At 63.8% G+C, this 16,583-nt stretch carries 16 protein-coding genes; 8 read left to right on the forward strand and 8 right to left on the reverse strand.

Annotation, left to right across the window (positions count from 1 at the left end; translation table 11 throughout):
• Nucleotides 1–64: 64 nt before the first annotated feature.
• Nucleotides 65–2,095 carry an SPFH domain-containing protein gene (locus tag SAS01S_RS06700; RefSeq protein WP_174544942.1) on the forward strand — a complete coding sequence of 677 codons (2,031 nt, stop codon included), beginning with the start codon at nt 65–67 and terminating at the stop codon, nt 2,093–2,095.
• Nucleotides 2,096–2,145: 50 nt separating this feature from the next.
• On the opposite strand, the gene SAS01S_RS06705 is transcribed toward SAS01S_RS06700, so the two are convergent.
• The gene (locus SAS01S_RS06705; RefSeq protein WP_157082698.1) at nt 2,146–2,724 is read right to left on the reverse strand and encodes a hypothetical protein; all 579 of its coding nucleotides are present in this window, start codon (nt 2,722–2,724) and stop codon (nt 2,146–2,148) included.
• Between the two features lie 183 nt (nt 2,725–2,907).
• Between SAS01S_RS06705 and SAS01S_RS06710 the strand changes: the two genes are divergently transcribed.
• The 3 genes from SAS01S_RS06710 to SAS01S_RS23235 all read left to right on the forward strand — a co-directional run bounded on the left by SAS01S_RS06710 (nt 2,908) and on the right by SAS01S_RS23235 (nt 4,923).
• Nucleotides 2,908–3,339 carry a DUF983 domain-containing protein gene (locus tag SAS01S_RS06710; RefSeq protein WP_066806460.1) on the forward strand — a complete coding sequence of 144 codons (432 nt, stop codon included), beginning with the start codon at nt 2,908–2,910 and terminating at the stop codon, nt 3,337–3,339.
• Nucleotides 3,332–4,690 carry an aminotransferase-like domain-containing protein gene (locus SAS01S_RS06715; protein WP_066806462.1) on the forward strand — a complete coding sequence of 453 codons (1,359 nt, stop codon included), beginning with the start codon at nt 3,332–3,334 and terminating at the stop codon, nt 4,688–4,690. The genes SAS01S_RS06710 and SAS01S_RS06715 overlap by 8 nt, the downstream gene beginning before the upstream one ends.
• Before the next feature lie 98 nt (nt 4,691–4,788).
• A complete protein-coding gene (locus SAS01S_RS23235) occupies nt 4,789–4,923 on the forward strand; it encodes a hypothetical protein (RefSeq protein WP_281179311.1) in 135 nt (44 codons plus the stop codon).
• A gap of 259 nt (nt 4,924–5,182) precedes the next feature.
• Here the strand turns inward: SAS01S_RS23235 and SAS01S_RS06720 are convergent, their stop codons facing one another.
• From SAS01S_RS06720 to SAS01S_RS06735, 4 genes are all read right to left on the reverse strand, one after another.
• The gene (locus tag SAS01S_RS06720) at nt 5,183–7,051 is read right to left on the reverse strand and encodes a sensor histidine kinase (protein ID WP_066806464.1); all 1,869 of its coding nucleotides are present in this window, start codon (nt 7,049–7,051) and stop codon (nt 5,183–5,185) included.
• Complete coding sequence (locus SAS01S_RS06725; protein WP_066806530.1) at nt 7,051–8,931, reverse strand: GGDEF/EAL domain-containing response regulator; 1,881 nt, start codon at nt 8,929–8,931, stop codon at nt 7,051–7,053. Before SAS01S_RS06725 ends, SAS01S_RS06720 begins: the two co-directional genes overlap by 1 nt.
• 96 nt (nt 8,932–9,027) lie before the next feature.
• Nucleotides 9,028–9,903, reverse strand: a complete 876-nt coding sequence (locus SAS01S_RS06730; RefSeq protein ID WP_066806469.1) for an ROK family protein — start codon at nt 9,901–9,903, stop codon at nt 9,028–9,030.
• Complete coding sequence (locus SAS01S_RS06735; protein WP_066806471.1) at nt 9,900–10,712, reverse strand: HpcH/HpaI aldolase/citrate lyase family protein; 813 nt, start codon at nt 10,710–10,712, stop codon at nt 9,900–9,902. Before SAS01S_RS06735 ends, SAS01S_RS06730 begins: the two co-directional genes overlap by 4 nt.
• 60 nt (nt 10,713–10,772) lie before the next feature.
• Here SAS01S_RS06735 and SAS01S_RS06740 point away from each other — a divergent pair, with 60 nt between their 5' ends.
• Together SAS01S_RS06740 and SAS01S_RS06745 are read left to right on the forward strand one after the other, a co-directional pair.
• Nucleotides 10,773–11,957 carry an acyl-CoA dehydrogenase gene (locus SAS01S_RS06740; RefSeq protein ID WP_066806532.1) on the forward strand — a complete coding sequence of 395 codons (1,185 nt, stop codon included), beginning with the start codon at nt 10,773–10,775 and terminating at the stop codon, nt 11,955–11,957.
• A gap of 80 nt (nt 11,958–12,037) precedes the next feature.
• Nucleotides 12,038–12,229 (forward strand): hypothetical protein, encoded by a 192-nt coding sequence (locus tag SAS01S_RS06745; protein ID WP_066806474.1) that lies wholly within the window; start codon nt 12,038–12,040, stop codon nt 12,227–12,229.
• Between the two features lie 18 nt (nt 12,230–12,247).
• Here the strand turns inward: SAS01S_RS06745 and SAS01S_RS06750 are convergent, their stop codons facing one another.
• The 3 genes from SAS01S_RS06750 to SAS01S_RS06760 form a co-directional block, all read right to left on the reverse strand.
• Complete coding sequence (locus SAS01S_RS06750; RefSeq protein WP_245656772.1) at nt 12,248–12,595, reverse strand: protease inhibitor I42 family protein; 348 nt, start codon at nt 12,593–12,595, stop codon at nt 12,248–12,250.
• A 51-nt stretch (nt 12,596–12,646) separates the two neighbouring features.
• Nucleotides 12,647–13,939 carry a sugar MFS transporter gene (locus tag SAS01S_RS06755; RefSeq protein WP_066806479.1) on the reverse strand — a complete coding sequence of 431 codons (1,293 nt, stop codon included), beginning with the start codon at nt 13,937–13,939 and terminating at the stop codon, nt 12,647–12,649.
• Between the two features lie 105 nt (nt 13,940–14,044).
• Nucleotides 14,045–14,845 carry a DODA-type extradiol aromatic ring-opening family dioxygenase gene (locus SAS01S_RS06760; RefSeq protein ID WP_066806481.1) on the reverse strand — a complete coding sequence of 267 codons (801 nt, stop codon included), beginning with the start codon at nt 14,843–14,845 and terminating at the stop codon, nt 14,045–14,047.
• A 77-nt stretch (nt 14,846–14,922) separates the two neighbouring features.
• On the opposite strand from SAS01S_RS06760, the gene SAS01S_RS06765 reads away from it, so the two are divergent.
• Both SAS01S_RS06765 and SAS01S_RS06770 read left to right on the forward strand, forming a co-directional pair.
• Complete coding sequence (locus SAS01S_RS06765; RefSeq protein WP_066806483.1) at nt 14,923–15,462, forward strand: (2Fe-2S)-binding protein; 540 nt, start codon at nt 14,923–14,925, stop codon at nt 15,460–15,462.
• Between the two features lie 109 nt (nt 15,463–15,571).
• Nucleotides 15,572–16,534, forward strand: a complete 963-nt coding sequence (locus tag SAS01S_RS06770; RefSeq protein ID WP_066806485.1) for an RcnB family protein — start codon at nt 15,572–15,574, stop codon at nt 16,532–16,534.
• The last annotated feature ends 49 nt before the right edge of the window (nt 16,535–16,583 follow it).

Consider the following 16,583-nt stretch of genomic DNA (forward strand, 5'->3'; position numbering starts at 1 on the left):
ACATTAAATAGAGGGGGAGCGCGATCGTGCGCTCTTCTTTAGGTCCCAAGGACACCCACCACAGATGACAAATATGTATGTGCTCGGCGCTTCGGCCGTCGTGGCCCTTGTTGTCGCTTGTCTGTTCATCCTCTCTCGCTGCGTTCGCTACGTGCGCAACAACCGCGTCGCGATCGTCGAGAAATTGTGGAGCCGCAACGGCTCCGTCACCTCCGGCCTGATCGCGCTCAATGGCGAGGCTGGCTATCAGCCGATCGTCCTGCGCGGCGGCTATCACTTCTTCATGCCGTTCCAGTATCGCGTCCATTCGCAGCCCTTGGTCACCATCCCCCAAGGCCAGATCGGCTATGTCTTCGCGCGCGATGGCGCCCCACTGGGTCCGACCCAGACGCTGGCGAGCAATTTGCGCACCGCCGACTTTCTCGACGTGCGCCGCTTCCTGGAAGATGGCGGACAGAAGGGCCCGCAGCGCGCGATCCTTCGCGAAGGCACGTACGCTATCAACCTGGCACAGTTCGTCATCATCACGCGCGAGCATCTCTACGGTCTGATGCTCGAGGCGAACGACTTCGACCTGTTCAGCAACATGCAGCGCGTGATCGAGGAGCGATCGGGCTTCGAGTCGGTCGTTATCAAGGACGCGTCCGACATGATCGGCATCGTCACGGTGCATGACGGCCCGGCGCTGACCGCCGACCAGATCATCGCGCCCGAAGTCGGCACCGATCAATCCGACGACGCGACCTTCCACAACAGCTTCCAGGATCCGGAGAAGTTCATCGCGGCGGGCGGTCGTCGCGGTCGCCAGCTTCAGGTGCTGGTCGAGGGCAGCTATTTCATCAACCGTTTGTTCGCGACGGTCGAGATGGTCGCCAAGACGGTGATCGATGTCGGCCATGTCGGCGTGGTCATCAGCTATACCGGCGACAGCGGCGCCGACACGTCCGGCGACGATTATCGCCATGGCGAGCTGGTCGACCGCGGCACGCGCGGTGTGTGGAGCGAGCCCCTGCTCCCGGGCAAATATGCGTTCAACACCTATGCCGGGAAGATCCTGGTCGTGCCTACGACCAACTTCATCCTGAAATGGGATCAGGAGATGACCGGCCAGCACAAGTTCGACGAGAATCTATCTGAGGTCTCGCTGATCACCAAGGACGCGTTCGAGCCCACCTTGCCGCTCTCGGTGGTCGTGCATATCGATTACCGCAAGGCGCCGTTGGTGGTACAACGGTTCGGCGACATCAAGAAGCTGGTCGAGCAAACGCTCGATCCGATGGTCTCTGCCTATTTCAAGAACGTCGCGCAGAAGAAGACGCTGATCCAGTTGCTCCAGGAACGCTCCGACATCCAAGAGCAGGCGGGCGACCAGATGCGGGCGAAGTTCACCGCCTATAATCTCGAACTGCAGGAAGTGCTGATCGGTACGCCGCGTGCGGCCGCGGGCAACGACCAGATCGAAAAGGTGCTGCAGCAATTGCGCGAACGCCAGGTCGCCGAGGAACAGGTCACGACTTACGCCAAACAGCGCGTCGCAGCCGAGGGCGAAAAGGATTTGCGCGAGGCCCAGGCACGTGCGCATCAGCAGACCGCGATCACCGAGTCCGAGCTGTCGATCACGGTGCAGGAAAACCAGGGCAAGGCCGCGGTGAAGCGCGCCGCGCAGGAAGCGGAACAGACCCGCACGCTCGCCAAGGCCGAATCCGACCGCATCCGTATCGTCGGTGAGGGCGAAGCGGCGAAAGTCGTGGCGCTGGCGGGCGCCGAGGCCGACCGCATCACCAAGACCGGTCTCGCCACTGCCGAGACAATCGAGAAGCAGGCGGTCGCGTCGGGCGGCGCCCAGTTCCAGCTGACGCGTCAAGTGATCGAACGGCTGGCTCAGGCGCTCGAGACGTCGGGTGTCGACATCGTGCCGCGGGTGCAGATCAACACCGGCAGCGATGCTGGTGCGGGCGCCGGGGGTGGCGCGCTGCAGGCGTTGATCGGGATGCTGTTGTCGGAGAAAGGCATGTCGCTGCTGACTACGCCCGCGGCCAATGATCGCGGTCCCGTCACGCTCCCCGACGAAGACGCCGAGGTCGCGGCTGAATAGTTACTCAAGACAAGCTCGCGGCCGGGTAATCCCCGGCCGCGACTGCATGATCATTGCTTAAAATAGATGTGAACGGCGTTGGATAGTGCCACCCTCGGGGTCGCCGTCGCCGGAAAGAAAAGCGGGGTCGATGCCGGTGCGGATGGAACACCAATCACTTCCCCGATGACCGACAACAGCATGATCCGAGCGGAGCTGAGCGCTATCCGCATCGTGCTCGCGAGACTGGGGTCGAGTCGCTCGATCGCACCGGCGTCGGCTCCCTCTAGCAGGGCAAGCAAATGATGTTCGTCGCGCGATAATCCGATGTCCAGCAGGCCGCCGGCACGGAAACGCCGCTGGAAGCCCGCCTCGAACAACGTCATCACGCTATCGAAGACCGGTGCGAGCAGACCGGCGCCAAAGCGTTCGAGCCGTCGGTAGAGATTCGGTTGAACTGGATCGCCGGCGTCCCGCGCGATCCGCCAGTGCCTTGCGCTGTCGATGATGGTCCAGACGGCGGCGGGCGAAAACGCGAAACGCATAAGGGTTCCTTTCAGACACCCCTTCGATCGCGCCGCTTTTTCGGTTCGCTGGCGAAGCGATACGCCCAGCCTGTTGCAGCGGCAAGACGCCTGCACGCGGTTCATCCGATATCGCGACCTAAACGCGACCAGCCGTGAGGTCGTCTCCCGCAAGTCCGCCTCGGGAACGTCGCTAATGCGTGGAGTACAGTCGCCCGTCCGCGTTTTGCAGTTCGAAAGGTCTCGCGCTGCGGACAGGGTTGCACTATGTATGGGTTCATATCCATACATAGTGCTGAGAGACCCGAAATGCCGCCCGTACAACATAGCAACGACAAGCTCCGCTGGATCATCGAAACTGGTTGGAGGGGGCTTTGCCCACGGTGCGGCAAGGGGCACATGTTCAAATCGTGGTTGAAAGTGAGTGACACCTGCGAATGTTGCGGATTGGACTACCGGTTTGCGGCGCCCGATGACGGCCCCGCCTTTTTCTCCTTATGCCTGATCGCCTTGCCACTGATCTTCGTCGTTGTATGGATTCAAGTAGCATACAACCCGCCGATATGGGTCCATTTGGTCACGTCGGTCCCAATCATGGTGGCGGGGTGCCTGTTGCCGCTGCGGCCGATCAAGGGCTGGCTGGTCGCGTCGCAATATGTCAACCGGTCACAGGAGGCGGGCACCGAACGCCTCTGGAACCAGCTGCATGGCCGCACCAAAGGCAGCAATTTCGATGACTGACGACTGGCTGCCCGACCTGACCAAAGCGCGCGCGCCGAAATATCTCGCCATCGCCGATGCACTCGGATCGGCGATCGAGCGCGGCAATTTGAGTAGCGGCGATCGCTTGCCGCCACAGCGCGACCTCGCGGCGCGGCTTGGCGTCGACCTCACCACCGTGACCAGGGCTTATGAGACCGCCCGGCGACGCGGCCTGATCGAGGCGCATGGCCGTGCCGGCAGCTTCGTCCGCGGCGCTTCCCCCGCTCAGATCGAGGATGCCGCGCGGGTCGATACAGGCATGAACATGCCGCCCGAGTTACCCGGCGATATGCTGGGCCGCGCCATGCGCGATACCATCGCGACGTTGCTGGCGGACGGATCGGGATTGCGGATGCAATACCAGCCAATCGGTGGAAGCACGGCGGACCGTGCTGCTGGAGCGAGGCTGATCGCCCGCGCCGGCGCCGATGTGTCAGACGATCAAATTGTCGTTACCGCCGGCGCGCAAAACGCGCTCCATGCCATCGTGAACACGGCCCTCCGTCCCGGCGACGCGGTGGCATGCGGACGGTTCGTCTATTCGGGGTTCAAGGTGCTGGCCGCGCGGTTGGGATTACGGCTGGTCCCTTTGCCGACGATCGACGGCGATGTCTTGGCGGCAGCCTGTCGCTCGGAACGGATCCGCGCATTGTATGTGGTGCCGACCAACGACAATCCGACCGCCGTGACGCTCGATGCCACAACACGTCAATCGATCGCCCAAGCGGCGCGAGCAAACGATCTGACGGTGATCGAGGATGATGTGTATGGCGCCCTGTGCGCCACTCGCGCGGTACCAATCGCTGCTCTTGCGCCCGAGCGGACCTGGTATGTGGCGAGTGTGTCCAAGACCATCTCTCCGGCATTGCGCATCGCTTATGTTCGCGCGCCGGATATCGGCGGCGCGCTGCGCCTTGCCGCCGATGTTCACGAAACCGCGATCATGGCGCCGCCGCTTAACGCGGCCGTGGTGCGAACCTGGCTCGACGATGGCCGTTACGATCGATTAGTCGAGGCGATGCGGAACGAGGCGATGCGGCGTCAGGCCATCGCTGCCGATATCCTGAAAGGCCTGCCCTATCAGGCGCATGCGCAGGGTTATCATCTTTGGCTTCCGCTGCCCGCCGGTCCCGACGGCGCCGAACTGGCCGACGCAATGCAGTCGAGTGGCCTGTCGGTCGTTGCCGGCGACCGTTTTCGTGTCGCGCCCGGCGCGGATCAGGCGGTGCGGATATCGCTCGGTGGTTTGATCGAAACCTCTCGGCTGGCCCGGGCCCTCCACCTGATGCGGGGCCATTTCAATATGCGCCAGCAACGCCTGCTCGTCTGAGTTAGCGTGCTCCAGGCAGATAGTAATTAAGCCCTCCCCGCCAGCAACGGAACCGCGGGCGTTACGATCGCGTTCTATTGCGCAAGTAGGAGGTTCAGATGACAGATATTCGTACCGACGATCGCACGGTGGTCGAACGCAGTAGTTTCAATGTCGCGAATGTGATCGTGGCGATCGCCCTTCTGCTGCTCGTGCTGGGTTTGCTCAAATATTTCCACGTGTCGCCGCTCTGAGGCTGATCGTTACGCCTACCCGTGGTCTAGACGGGTAGGCGATACGGCTGGAGCTGAGCCGTCATCTTCGCGATACTGATGGTTGTGCCAGCGCAGACGCCGTCCGCAGGCGTCGTCGATCTCAGTGCTCGCCCGGCTTATTAGCTCCGCCGATCCGCGGCCGGTCTGCGGGTAACCGTCGGCAGCGTGCTCCTCTCACGCCCCTAAACGCATAAGAACGGTAAGCGAGCCGTGCTTCTCCGCCCCGCGGCAAGCGCCGTCAGGCGGCGAGATCGGTCTTCGTTGCTTCACGTGCCGGCGCTTGCAGCACCAATCGCGCGGTCGCGCCGCGGCCGACGCCATGGCTTTCGAGGCTCAACGAGCCTTCCATTGCGGTCACCGAATTGGCGCACCAATGCAGGCCAAATCCACCCGATTTGTGCTGGCGGGTCGAAAACCCGCGCTGGAACAATTGTTGCGTCCCGCCCGGATCGAACCCCTCACCCGTATCGTGGATCGAAATTTCGACCCGACCGTCATTTGTCTCGGAGATCGTCACGTTGATGCTGCCGGACCCGCCCGCCGCGGAGATCGCTTCGGCGGCGTTGGAGAACAGATTTCCGACAACCTGACTCAACAGCACGCGGTTGGCCATCACCTCATGTTTCTTCGCCGGGAAGTTGAACGCGATCGACGCGCCATTCCCGGAATGTCGCGCGATCGTCGCATTCTGCGCGATGATCTGCGTCGCATCGCATTCTTCGAGCGGCGGCCGCTCGTGCGCGAGCTGTTGTTGCGCGCCGATGATCTCCAACACCTGGCGCATCGCGTCGCGGCCGACCTGCAATTGATCGATCCGGTCCTCACGCTGCCTGTCCTCGGCGTCGAAAGCCGCGGCGATGAACGATGCCAGTTTTTCACGACGTTCGGGCGCGGTTTCCGCGGCGACCAGTTCTGCCAAGGCGCGTTCGACCAGCGCGCGCTCGACCGGCGCGGCTTGGCCGATCCCGGTCGACAAGATGGTCGATACCGGGTTCAACGCGTTGCGCACATTGTGCATCACCGCAACCGCGCTCTCCGATCGGCCCAGCTCGAAACCTTGTGCCTCGACCTGTTCGCGCAGCTCCTTGAGCTGGACCAGCATCGCGTTGAAGCTGCGGCCGAGCGAGGCGATTTCATCGCGGCGCGCGGCATCCTGGGGCAATATGGTCAATGAACCGGAGTTGCGAACGCGCTGCATATGCCCCTCGACCCGGCCGAGCGGTTTGAGCACCAGAAGCGAGAACATCTGGCTCAGCACCGCGAGCACGAGCGCGAGCAAAATGGTCGATCCCAGCACCGCGAGCCAGAGCATGTGACGCCCGAGTTGCGACACGTCGCGCGGCACCACGAAGCTGGCGACGGCGACCGGCCTGCCCTCTGCTCCCGTCACCGGCACCGCGATCTGCATCATGGTGGGACTGGTGGTGACGAGGTCGCCACCCGCGCCGTCGAGATCCAGGCGCGCGGGCACCTGGAGCAATTTCGCCAGCTGCGCTGACGTGATCCGGCGCGCCATGACGACATAGCCGCGCGGCGTGCCGCTGCCGTCGCTTTTCCTGACCTTGGCGACACCGACCGCCGCCACGATCTTGCCAAGGCGAATATAGAAATGGCCCGAATTGCTGCCCTTCATCGCGCTGTCGAGTGGGATATGGCGGATCGCCGCGACCATCGCGTCGCGTAGCCCATCATTCTCCCGGCCGGTGCGCGGATCGATCCAGCGCGCGATCACCAAGCCGCGATCGGGGCGCAGATAGGCCATGGCGTCGACGTCGAGATTGGCCATCGCCAGCGGGGAGAAACTCTCCTGCTCGAACGCGCGGGTCGGCTTGACGATGTAGTCGTAGCTGGCATTCCAGTCGCCATAATCGCGCACCGAGCTCTCGACCTTGGCCGCGAAGTCGCCGAGCGCGGCGCGCGTCCGCTGGACATGGCCGTCGATCGCCTGGCGTTCGAGCGCGTTGAAGCTGGGGGTGATAACCAGGGCCAGCAGCACCGTCAGCGCGATCGAGCCGAGCAACCCAACCGATGCGAGGATCAGGAGCAGCTTGCCGCCGAGCGATGCGAACGACAATCGGCGCCCGGTCGCGGCGCGCAGCCGGACCATCAGCCGTTGGTCCCGTCGCCCGCCCGGATCGCGAATTCGTCGCCGTCGAGATCGTCCTCGCCGCCGATATAGCGCTCCTGCGCGATCTGGCGTGCGATATCGGCCGGGACCGGCCGTGAGAAATAATAGCCCTGCAAATGGCTCGCGCCGGCAAGGCGAAGCGCCTGGACCTGCGCCTCGGTCTCCACGCCTTCCGCCACCACGCCCAATCCCAGCGCGTGACCGAGATGGACGATCGACTGGACGATCGCGGCGGATTCGCGCTCGCGGCCCATGCCGTCGATGAAGCTCTTGTCGATCTTCAGACAATCGAGCGCGAACTTGCGGATATTGTAGAGCGACGAATAGCCGGTACCGAAATCGTCGAGCGCGATGCGGAATCCCATCTGGCGCAATTTGTAGAGCGTCTCGGCGGCGCGTTCGGCATTGTCGAAGATCGCGGTTTCGGTGATCTCGATTTGGACGCGGGCCGGTGCAATCCCCGCGCGCATCACGCGTTCGACGACATGGCCGACGAAGTTCAGGCGGCGGAACTGGCGCGGACTGAAATTGACCGAGACATATTGGCCCGGCCATTGGTCGAGCACCTTCAATGCCTCGTCGAGCACCCAGTCGCCCAGTTCGTGGATCAGGTTCGACTCTTCGGCGATGGGGATGAACAAGGCTGGGCTGATCGGCCCGAATTCGGCAGTGTTCCAGCGCAGCAGCGCTTCGAACCCGACGACTTCCATATCGTGACCCGCGACGATCGGCTGATAAGCGAGGCTCAGTTCGCCGCGTTCGATCGCCTGGCCCAACCCACCTTCGATGCGGCGGCGGAAGCGGACGCTTTCGTCCATGCCGTCATTAAAGGCGCGAACCACACCGCGACCCGATTTCTTGGCGTCGTTGAGCGCGAGATCGGCCTTGCGCATGACATCCGTCGGATCGCGATTGCCGTCAACTTCGGCGATCGCAAGACCGATCGAAGCCGATGCCTGGACCGAATGACCGATGATCCGAAAGCTGGAGGTGCAGGCGGCGATGATATGGTCGCAAGCCATGACCGCGGCCTGTTCGCCGAGCGTGTCGAACAAGATGCCGAACTCGTCGCCGCCCAGCCGCGCGACAATCGCGCTCGGCGGGGCCGATTGCTGCAGGATCGCGTAGATCGCGCGGATCAGCTCATCGCCGGCAAGATGTCCCAGCGTGTCGTTGACGATCTTGAAACGATCGAGATCGATCATCGCCGCCGCAAACATTCCGCCGCTGCGCGCCTTGTCGGTCAGCGCTTTCAGGAAGGCGAGCCGATTGGGCGCCTCGGTCAGCGAATCGTGCGTCGCCATGTGCAGCGCCTTCGATTCGTTGGCGGCGAGTTCGACCGCTTGCTCCTCGAGCTTCGCCATTGCCGCGGCGAGTTCGCGATCCGCCTGCCAGCGGTGCGAAAGCGCGGTCGCGGTTTGCACGACCTCAGCGATCTCGAACGGTTTGGCGATGTAGAAAATCTTGTCGACTGGCCCCGCCGCCTTCGAGATCTCGATCGGCGAGAAATCTGAAAAGCCGGTGACGATGACGAGATTGATGTCGGGATCGAGCGCGCGGATGCGCGTCGCGGTTTCCTTGCCGTCGATCCCCGGCGGCATGCGGATGTCGATAAAGGCGACCGCGAACGGATTACCGTCGGCGATCGCGTCCTCGATCGCCGCGACCGCGTCGAGGCCCTGATTGCAATGAACGGTGTCAAACGCCGCGCCGGCTGGCTCCGCCACTGGCACGGTCGCGTCGCCGAACAGCTCAACGGCCATGTCGCTCAACGCGTCATGATTGGTTACCACCGGCTCAAAGCAGTGCCGGTAGGAATCATGCATTGCCGGTTCGTCGTCGACGATCAGAATTCGCACCGCGCGCAGTCCCTCGCTTGGCGGGACGTACACGACGTCCCAAGGTCATTGAGGAGGCGTAAGCGGACGAGGTTAAGGCGCCGTAAACGATCTTTTCTATGTGAGCGCGTGCTGCCCCAGCAGGATCGCGCCGAGTGGCCCGGCTTCGGCGCCCAATGCCGCCGGGACTACATAGGCGTCGAGATCGCCGAGCAGCGAGCGATCGCCATAACTGCCCAGACTTTCATCCAGCATCCGGCGCACCATCGGCAGTAGCCAGGGCACGCCGAGCGCCACGCCACCACCGAAGACGATCCGGCGCGGAATGCCGGTCAGCACCAGGGTATGACAAAGCTGCGCGATCGGATGCGCGATCTGCGGCCAGATCGGCGAATGCTCGGCAATCTCGTTGGCGGCAACGCCGGCGCGTGCCTTGATCGCTGGACCCGACGCCAATCCCTCGACGCAATCGCCGTGAAACGAACATATGCCCGGCCAATCGTCGCCGGCCATCCGCACCGGACGGACATGGCCCAATTCCTGGTGAGTCAGACCGACCACCGGCTTATCCTGGCTGATCAAGCCGACGCCCACGCCGGTGCCGATAGTGATATAAGCGTGGTCGCGCAGTCCCCTGGCAGCGCCCCACTGGCCCTCGGCCAGGCCGGCGCCAACAACATCGGTGTGGAAGGCAATGGGCACATTGTAGCGGCGCCGCAATCGCCCCGCGACATCGGTGTTGGCCCAGCCCGGCTTGGTCGTCGCGGTGATATGGCCAAAGCTGGCGGCAGTGGTGTCGATCCCGATCGGCCCGAAGCTCGCAATGCCGATCGTATCGAACCCACGCCATTGGTCGAGCGCTTCCTCTATCGCCGCCATCGTCGTGTCAGGATCGGTCGTGTCGACCCGCCGCGCCTCGACGATGGTAGCGCCGTCCTGCGACAATACGCACACGCACTTGGTTCCGCCGAGCTCGACGCCTGCTATTCTCACGACACCATCCCCAAAATCCGCTCCGCCTGAACGAGGTGCAGCGCTTCCACCATCTTGCCGTCGACCTGGATCACCCCACCATCTTTATTGGCGAACGCGTCGCGTACGCGCGTCGCCCATTCGATCGCCGCAGCATCCGGACCGAAAGCGGCATTGCAGATGTCGATCTGGCGGGGATGGATCAGAGACTTGCCGTCATATCCCATCGCCGCCGCTGCCCCGCATTCGGCATCGAGCCGTGCGTCGTCCGAAAAGTCGTTGCAAACGCCATCGAGCGCGACCAGCCCGCGCGACCGCGCCGCCGCCAGCATGATTGCCTGGACCGGCGCCAGCCAGGCGCGATCCGATCCCGGCCGCGCGCCGAGCTCGAGCGCCAGATCGTTCACGCCAAGCACGAATCCCTGCACATCGGCCTCGGCGATATCCTGCAACCGGCCCAGCGCCTCGCACGTCTCGATCATTACCCAGAGCGGCGTTTCGGAACCGAGATGATCGCGGCATGTTCGGATGTCGCCCGCATTGCGTATCTTGGGCACCAACGCGGTAGCCCCCGGCCCCCGCACCGCCGCCAGGTCCGCCGCGCCCCATTCGGTGTCGAGGCCGTTCACCCGGATCACCACTTCGCGCGTCCCGAACCCTTGGCCGGCTGCCGTTATCGCCGCCTCGCGCGCCGTAGTTTTCGCGTCCGGCGCGACGGCATCCTCCAGGTCGAGGATTACGACGTCGGCGGCGAGTCCCCTCGCCTTTTCGATCGCGCGCGGATTGCTCGCGGGCAGGAACAGCGCGCTGCGGCGGGGACGAAAGCTCATGTCACCCCCTTGCCTCAAGCCGCCGGGCGGGACAATGCGGTGGGAGACGAGGAGATTATCATGGCTGGCATGGCGCATTTCGATTGGGCAGATCCGTTCCTGCTCGACGACCAGTTGAGCGAGGACGAACGGATGATCCGCGATACCGCGCGCGCTTATGCCCAGGACAAGCTCGCACCGCGCATCATCGACGCCTTCGCCAACGAGACCACCGACACGGAGATTTTCCGCGAGATGGGCGCGCTAGGTCTGCTGGGACCGACGATCCCGGAGGAATATGGCGGCGTCGGCGCGAATTACGTGTCCTACGGCCTGGTCGCTCGCGAGGTCGAGCGGATCGACTCCGGCTATCGATCGATGATGAGCGTCCAGTCGAGCCTCGTCATGTACCCGATCTACGCTTACGGCTCGGAGGAGCAGAAGCATAAGTATCTGCCCAAGCTGGCGAGCGGCGCGTGGATCGGCTGTTTCGGCCTGACCGAGCCCGATGCGGGCTCCGACCCGGGTGGCATGACGACGCGGGCGACCAAGACCGCTGGCGGTTATTCTTTGTCGGGCGCCAAGACCTGGATTTCCAATTCGCCGATCGCCGACGTGTTCGTGATCTGGGCCAAGTCCGACGCGCATGGCGGCGGCATTCGCGGCTTCGTGCTCGAAAAGGGCATGAAAGGCCTCAGCGCGCCCAAGATCGAGGGCAAATTGAGCCTGCGCGCGTCGATCACCGGCATGGTGATGATGGATGAGGTCGAGGTCGGCGAAGATGCGCTACTGCCCGAGGTTCAGGGGCTGAAGGGACCGTTCGGCTGCCTCAACCGCGCCCGCTACGGGATCAGTTGGGGGTCGCTCGGCGCCGCTGAATTCTGCATGTATGCCGCCCGTCAATACGGACTCGACCGCAGGCAGTTCGACAAGCCGCTCGCCGCCAACCAGTTGTTCCAGAAGAAACTCGCCGACATGGAGACCGAGATCGCGCTCGGGCTGCAGGCGTCGCTGCGTGTCGGGCGGCTGATGGACGAGGGCAAGTTCGCGCCCGAGATGATCTCGATCGTCAAGCGCAACAACGTAGGCAAGGCGCTCGATATCGCGCGGATGAGCCGCGACATGCATGGCGGCAACGGCATTTCGGGCGAATATCAGGTGATGCGCCACCTGATGAATCTGGAGACGGTCAATACCTATGAAGGCGCGCACGACGTCCATGCGCTGATCCTCGGCCGCGCGATCACCGGCATCGCGGCGTTCTAGAGTCTGCTCGTCCTACTTGCGCACGGTCGGCATCGGGCGCAGTCTCAGCCTCCCACTCATGGGGGCAGGAGAAGTCGTTTATGCTACGGATCGCTTTCGCGCTTGCCGCTGTCGCGATGGTCGCGACGCCATCGATGGCCGCCAACCGGTGCCGTGACGCCAAAGGTCACTTCATCGCCTGTCCCAAGCCCAAGCCCGCCGCCACCGGCAAATGCCGCAACGCGAAGGGCCATTTCGTGAAATGCGGAACGCCGGGCGCCAAGCCGGCTTGAGCATCGGCGGACGGAGGATCAGACGATCCGGACGATGTACGTCAGCGTCCGGACCGCTTTTCCTTCCCAGGGTCGCATGTACCGGAACACGATCCGGTACGTGCCTCGCCTGGTGCCGATGATGCGATAAGTCGCGAGCGACGGCGCACCTACCATGCCGGGTCGTGTGGCGACCGTTGTGACGAGCGTGACGCTGACACCGCGATCGGCGTCGACCTTCCACGTATAGCCCGTGCTGGCATTGGTCTGCAGCTCGACGCGGGCAGATTGCCCGCGTCGCAGCGTTGTCGCCTTGCTGCTGTTCGCGCCGGCCAGCGGCAGATCCGCCGGTGCCGCGATGGCCGCAGGCGCGATCATCGACATCACGATCGCCAAGGACATTCCTGCTCGCATCGCCGGCCCCTATTTTCGACCTAATCAGGCGTCAGCATAATCCTGCGCGGGATTGCGCGCATAGATGCCGAACGCGGTAATGATCGCATAGCAGACGCCCGGCAGGATCAGCGCCAGCGCAAGGCTGCCCGTCGTGTCGGCGAGAAAACCAGTCGCGACCGGCAGCACCGCGCCGCCGAAAATCGCGACATTGATGATCCCCGAGCCGTCAGCCGCCCTTGCACCCAGCTTTTCGCAGGCGAGCGTGAAGATCGTCGGAAACATGATCGAGTTCATCAGGCCGATCAGCAACAAGCTGTACCCTGACGTCGTGCCCGTCGTGTGCGTCGATACCAGGAGCAGCGCGATCGCGCCGACCGCCACGCCGGCCAAGACTTTGCCCGGGCTGACCAACCGCAACACCACCGCGCCAATGAAGCGACCGATCATCGCGCACAACCAATAGACGAAGATCAACTTGCCCGCCGATTCGGTGGACAAGCCCATCACGCTGGACTGCTTGAGATAATTGACGATCAGCGATCCGATCGAAACCTCGGCACCGACATAGAGGAAGATACACAGCGCGCCGAAAGCGAAGCGCGGACGCGCAAGCAGATCGATGCCGGCGAACCCTCCACCGGTCTGATGCGCTTCGCCCTTCAGCTTGTTGCGGAACATCCACACGACCGCGGCGACGATCGCCAACGCTACCGCCAGCCCAAGATAGCCGTGGACGATCGCCTGGCTTTCGGCGGTGCGATAAGCATCGAGCGCTGGGCCCGAGAGGTCCGCGGCGCTGACTTTGGTGAGGCTTCCGAGAATCAGGATCGCACCCACGATCGGAAAGATCGTCGTCCCCAGTGAATTGAACGCCTGCGCGAAGGTAAGCCGGCTCGACGCCGTTTCCGGTTTTCCGAGCAAGGTGATCAGCGGGTTCGCCACAATCTGGACGAGCACGACGCCCGTTGCGAGCACGAACAGCGCGAACAGGAAGAGGGCATATGTAGCGGTGCTGGACGCAGGGATGAATAATAGGCAGCCCACCATCATCGTCAGCAACCCGGCCGCCGCGCCGCGCATATAACCGATCCGTTTGACCAGCATCGCGCCCGGAATGCCGATCACGGCATAGGCGGTGAAGAAGCAGAACTGCACCAGCATCGCCTGCGTGTAATTGAGCGTGAACAGCTCTTTCAGCTTCGGGATGATGACATCGTTCAGGCTGGTGATGCCGCCGAAGATGAAGAACAACGCGAAGACGAACACCTGCAGGCCGGGTGCGTTCACCCCCTGATGCGTGTCGCCCGTCGCCGGCGCGCTCGTGTCCATAACCATGAAAAGCACTCTCCCTGGGGTCCGGTCTGAAACCGGTTTGGAGCGCCTTGATGGCCTAGCTGGGCGGCGACCGCAATCGCCTAGTGAACAGAGTTGAGAACGCTCTCAACCGAAGCGGTAGCCCGAAACGGCCCAGCCGAGCACGTTGCTGGTATGGTCGCGCACCGCTTGTCCGTCGCCGCCTGCGCCCAATGCCACCATCAGCGGCAAGAGATGTTCCTCGCGCGGATGGGCGAATTGCGCATGCGGCAGCGTCCGCCACCCAACGACCCGTTCCGCACGGCGCGTCGGGTCAGGGTCCGTCACCGCCTCCGTCAACGCTGCGTCCCATTCAGCCGACGGCGCGACTGCCGCCGAACCGCGCGCGCGCAGATTGTGGAAGCTCATTCCAGACCCGATAATCAGCACGCCTTCGTCGCGCAACGGTGCGAGCGCGCGACCGATCGCGATATGGTCGGTGGGATCGAGATCGGCCCGCAGCGATATCTGCGCGAGGGGAATGTCCGCATCCGGCACCGCGACCTTCATCGGAACGAAGACGCCGTGGTCCCAGCCGCGCGTATTTTCCTCGCGCGTTGCGAAACCTGCGTCGCGCAACAAGGACGCCGCGCGTTGTGCAACATCCGGCGCCCCCGGCGCGTCCCAGCGCAGATGATAGGTGTGTTCGGGAAAGCCGTAATAGTCGAACAACAGCTCGGGCCGCGCGCCGGTATGGACCGTTATCTCGTCCTCTTCCCAGTGACCCGACACCAGCAGGATCGCGCGCGGCCGTTCGGGCAGGCTGTCGATCAGCCCGGCGAGATAGCGCTCCATCGGCTGCCACATCGGATCCGACGGGCCACCGTCGGGATCCATGAAGAAGCAAGGGCCGCCGCCGTGCGGAATGAACAAAGAGGGTAAAGTCATCGAGGGGATATCGCCCCCGCCCGGCCGCGCAACAATGCCGCTGGCGGAAACGGCGCGTTTCCGCCTACATTTCGTGCGTGACCAAGTTCACCGTCAACAATCAGCCGGTCGAATACCGCATGGACCCCGCAACGCCTTTGCTGTGGGCATTGCGCGACGCGTCCAACCTGACCGGGACCAAATATGGTTGCGGCACCGGACATTGCGGCGCGTGCATCGTCGACATCGACGGCGCGGCGAAGAAATCGTGCCTGGTGCCGATCGGATCGATCGAAGGCAGTGTCGTCACCACCATCGAAGGCTTGTCGCACGACCGCAGCCATCCGATCCAAGTGGCGTTCCTCGCCGAGAATGTCAGCCAGTGCGGGTTCTGCATCCCGGGGATGATCATGGCCGCGTCGGTGTTGCTCAGGAACAATCCGCGGCCGTCGGAGGAGCAGATCCGCCAGAGCATCGCCAATATCTGTCGCTGCGGCGTCTATCCCCGATTGGTCGAGGCGATCCAGCGCGCGGGGCGCATCCAGCGCGGCGACGACACCGTCGCGACCGGACCGCGACCGGGAATCGATCCGAAAGACGCGGCCCGGGTCGTGCCCGCGCTGACCCCGACGCCCTAGCCAATTCTTTCATTTGGCTGTCAGACCAATTCAGGAAAGGATCAGTGCGACTCGCCTAGAACCCGACTATCGTTGGGCCGGCATGTGCGCCGGCGAGTGGAGAAATTTAATGCGCAAGACTATTCTCATCGCGCTGATGGCCGCGGCGGCAATGACGCCCGCGATCGCCTCGGCGCAGGATCGCGGCTGGCGCGGTCGCGGCGGCGATGCCGGCGCGAACTCGAATCAATCGCGCGGCGACCATGGCGGCTGGCGCGGCAATAATGGCGGCAATGGCGGCCGCAACAATGGCGGTACCGCGTCTCCGACGCCGGCCCCGGCGCCTGCCCCCGCTCCGGCTCCCCGGTGGAACGGCGGCGGCAATGGCGGTTGGCGCGGTGGCAATGGCGGGGCGACCACGCCTGCCGTTCCCAATGCCAATCCGCAAGCACGCGGCGGCGGCCGCTGGGGCGGCGACAATGGCGGCTGGCGTGGCTATCGCGGCCAGCGCGACGGCAATGGAGGGGCCGTGACCCCGGCTCCCGCTCCGCGCCTGGAGGGCCAACGCGACGGCAATCGCGACTGGCGCAACCGCGGCGGCGACGGCAATCGTGACTGGCGCAATCGCGGCGGTACCGACAATCGGGACGGTCGTAATTGGAGCGGCGGCGACAATCGCCAGGACCGTAACTGGCAGGGCAATCGCGGCGACAACCGCAGCTGGAACGGCAACAACTGGCGCGGCGGCGACAATCGCTGGCGCGGAAACGATCGCGGCGGCAGCTGGAATCGCGGATGGCGCAACGACAACCGCTATGACTGGCAGCATTACCGGTCGTCCAACCGCAACGCCTATCGGCTGCCGCGTTATTATGCGCCTTACGGCTGGAGCTACGGCTATCGTCGCTTCTCGACCGGCGTGATCCTCGACTCGCTCCTGTTCAATCAGAGCTATTGGATCGACGACCCGTATGATTATCGACTGCCGGAGGTCGACGGGCCGTATCGCTGGGTGCGCTATTACAACGACGCCCTGCTCGTGGACATCTATACGGGCGAAGTGGTCGACACGGTTTACGACATCTTCTGGTAAGTGGGTCGTCACGTGAGGGTAAGGGCTCGGAGATTCGTCTCCGGGCCCT

Origin of the sequence: Sphingomonas asaccharolytica NBRC 15499 (genome assembly GCF_001598355.1) — a bacterium.
Classification (GTDB): Bacteria; Pseudomonadota; Alphaproteobacteria; order Sphingomonadales; family Sphingomonadaceae; genus Sphingomonas; species Sphingomonas asaccharolytica.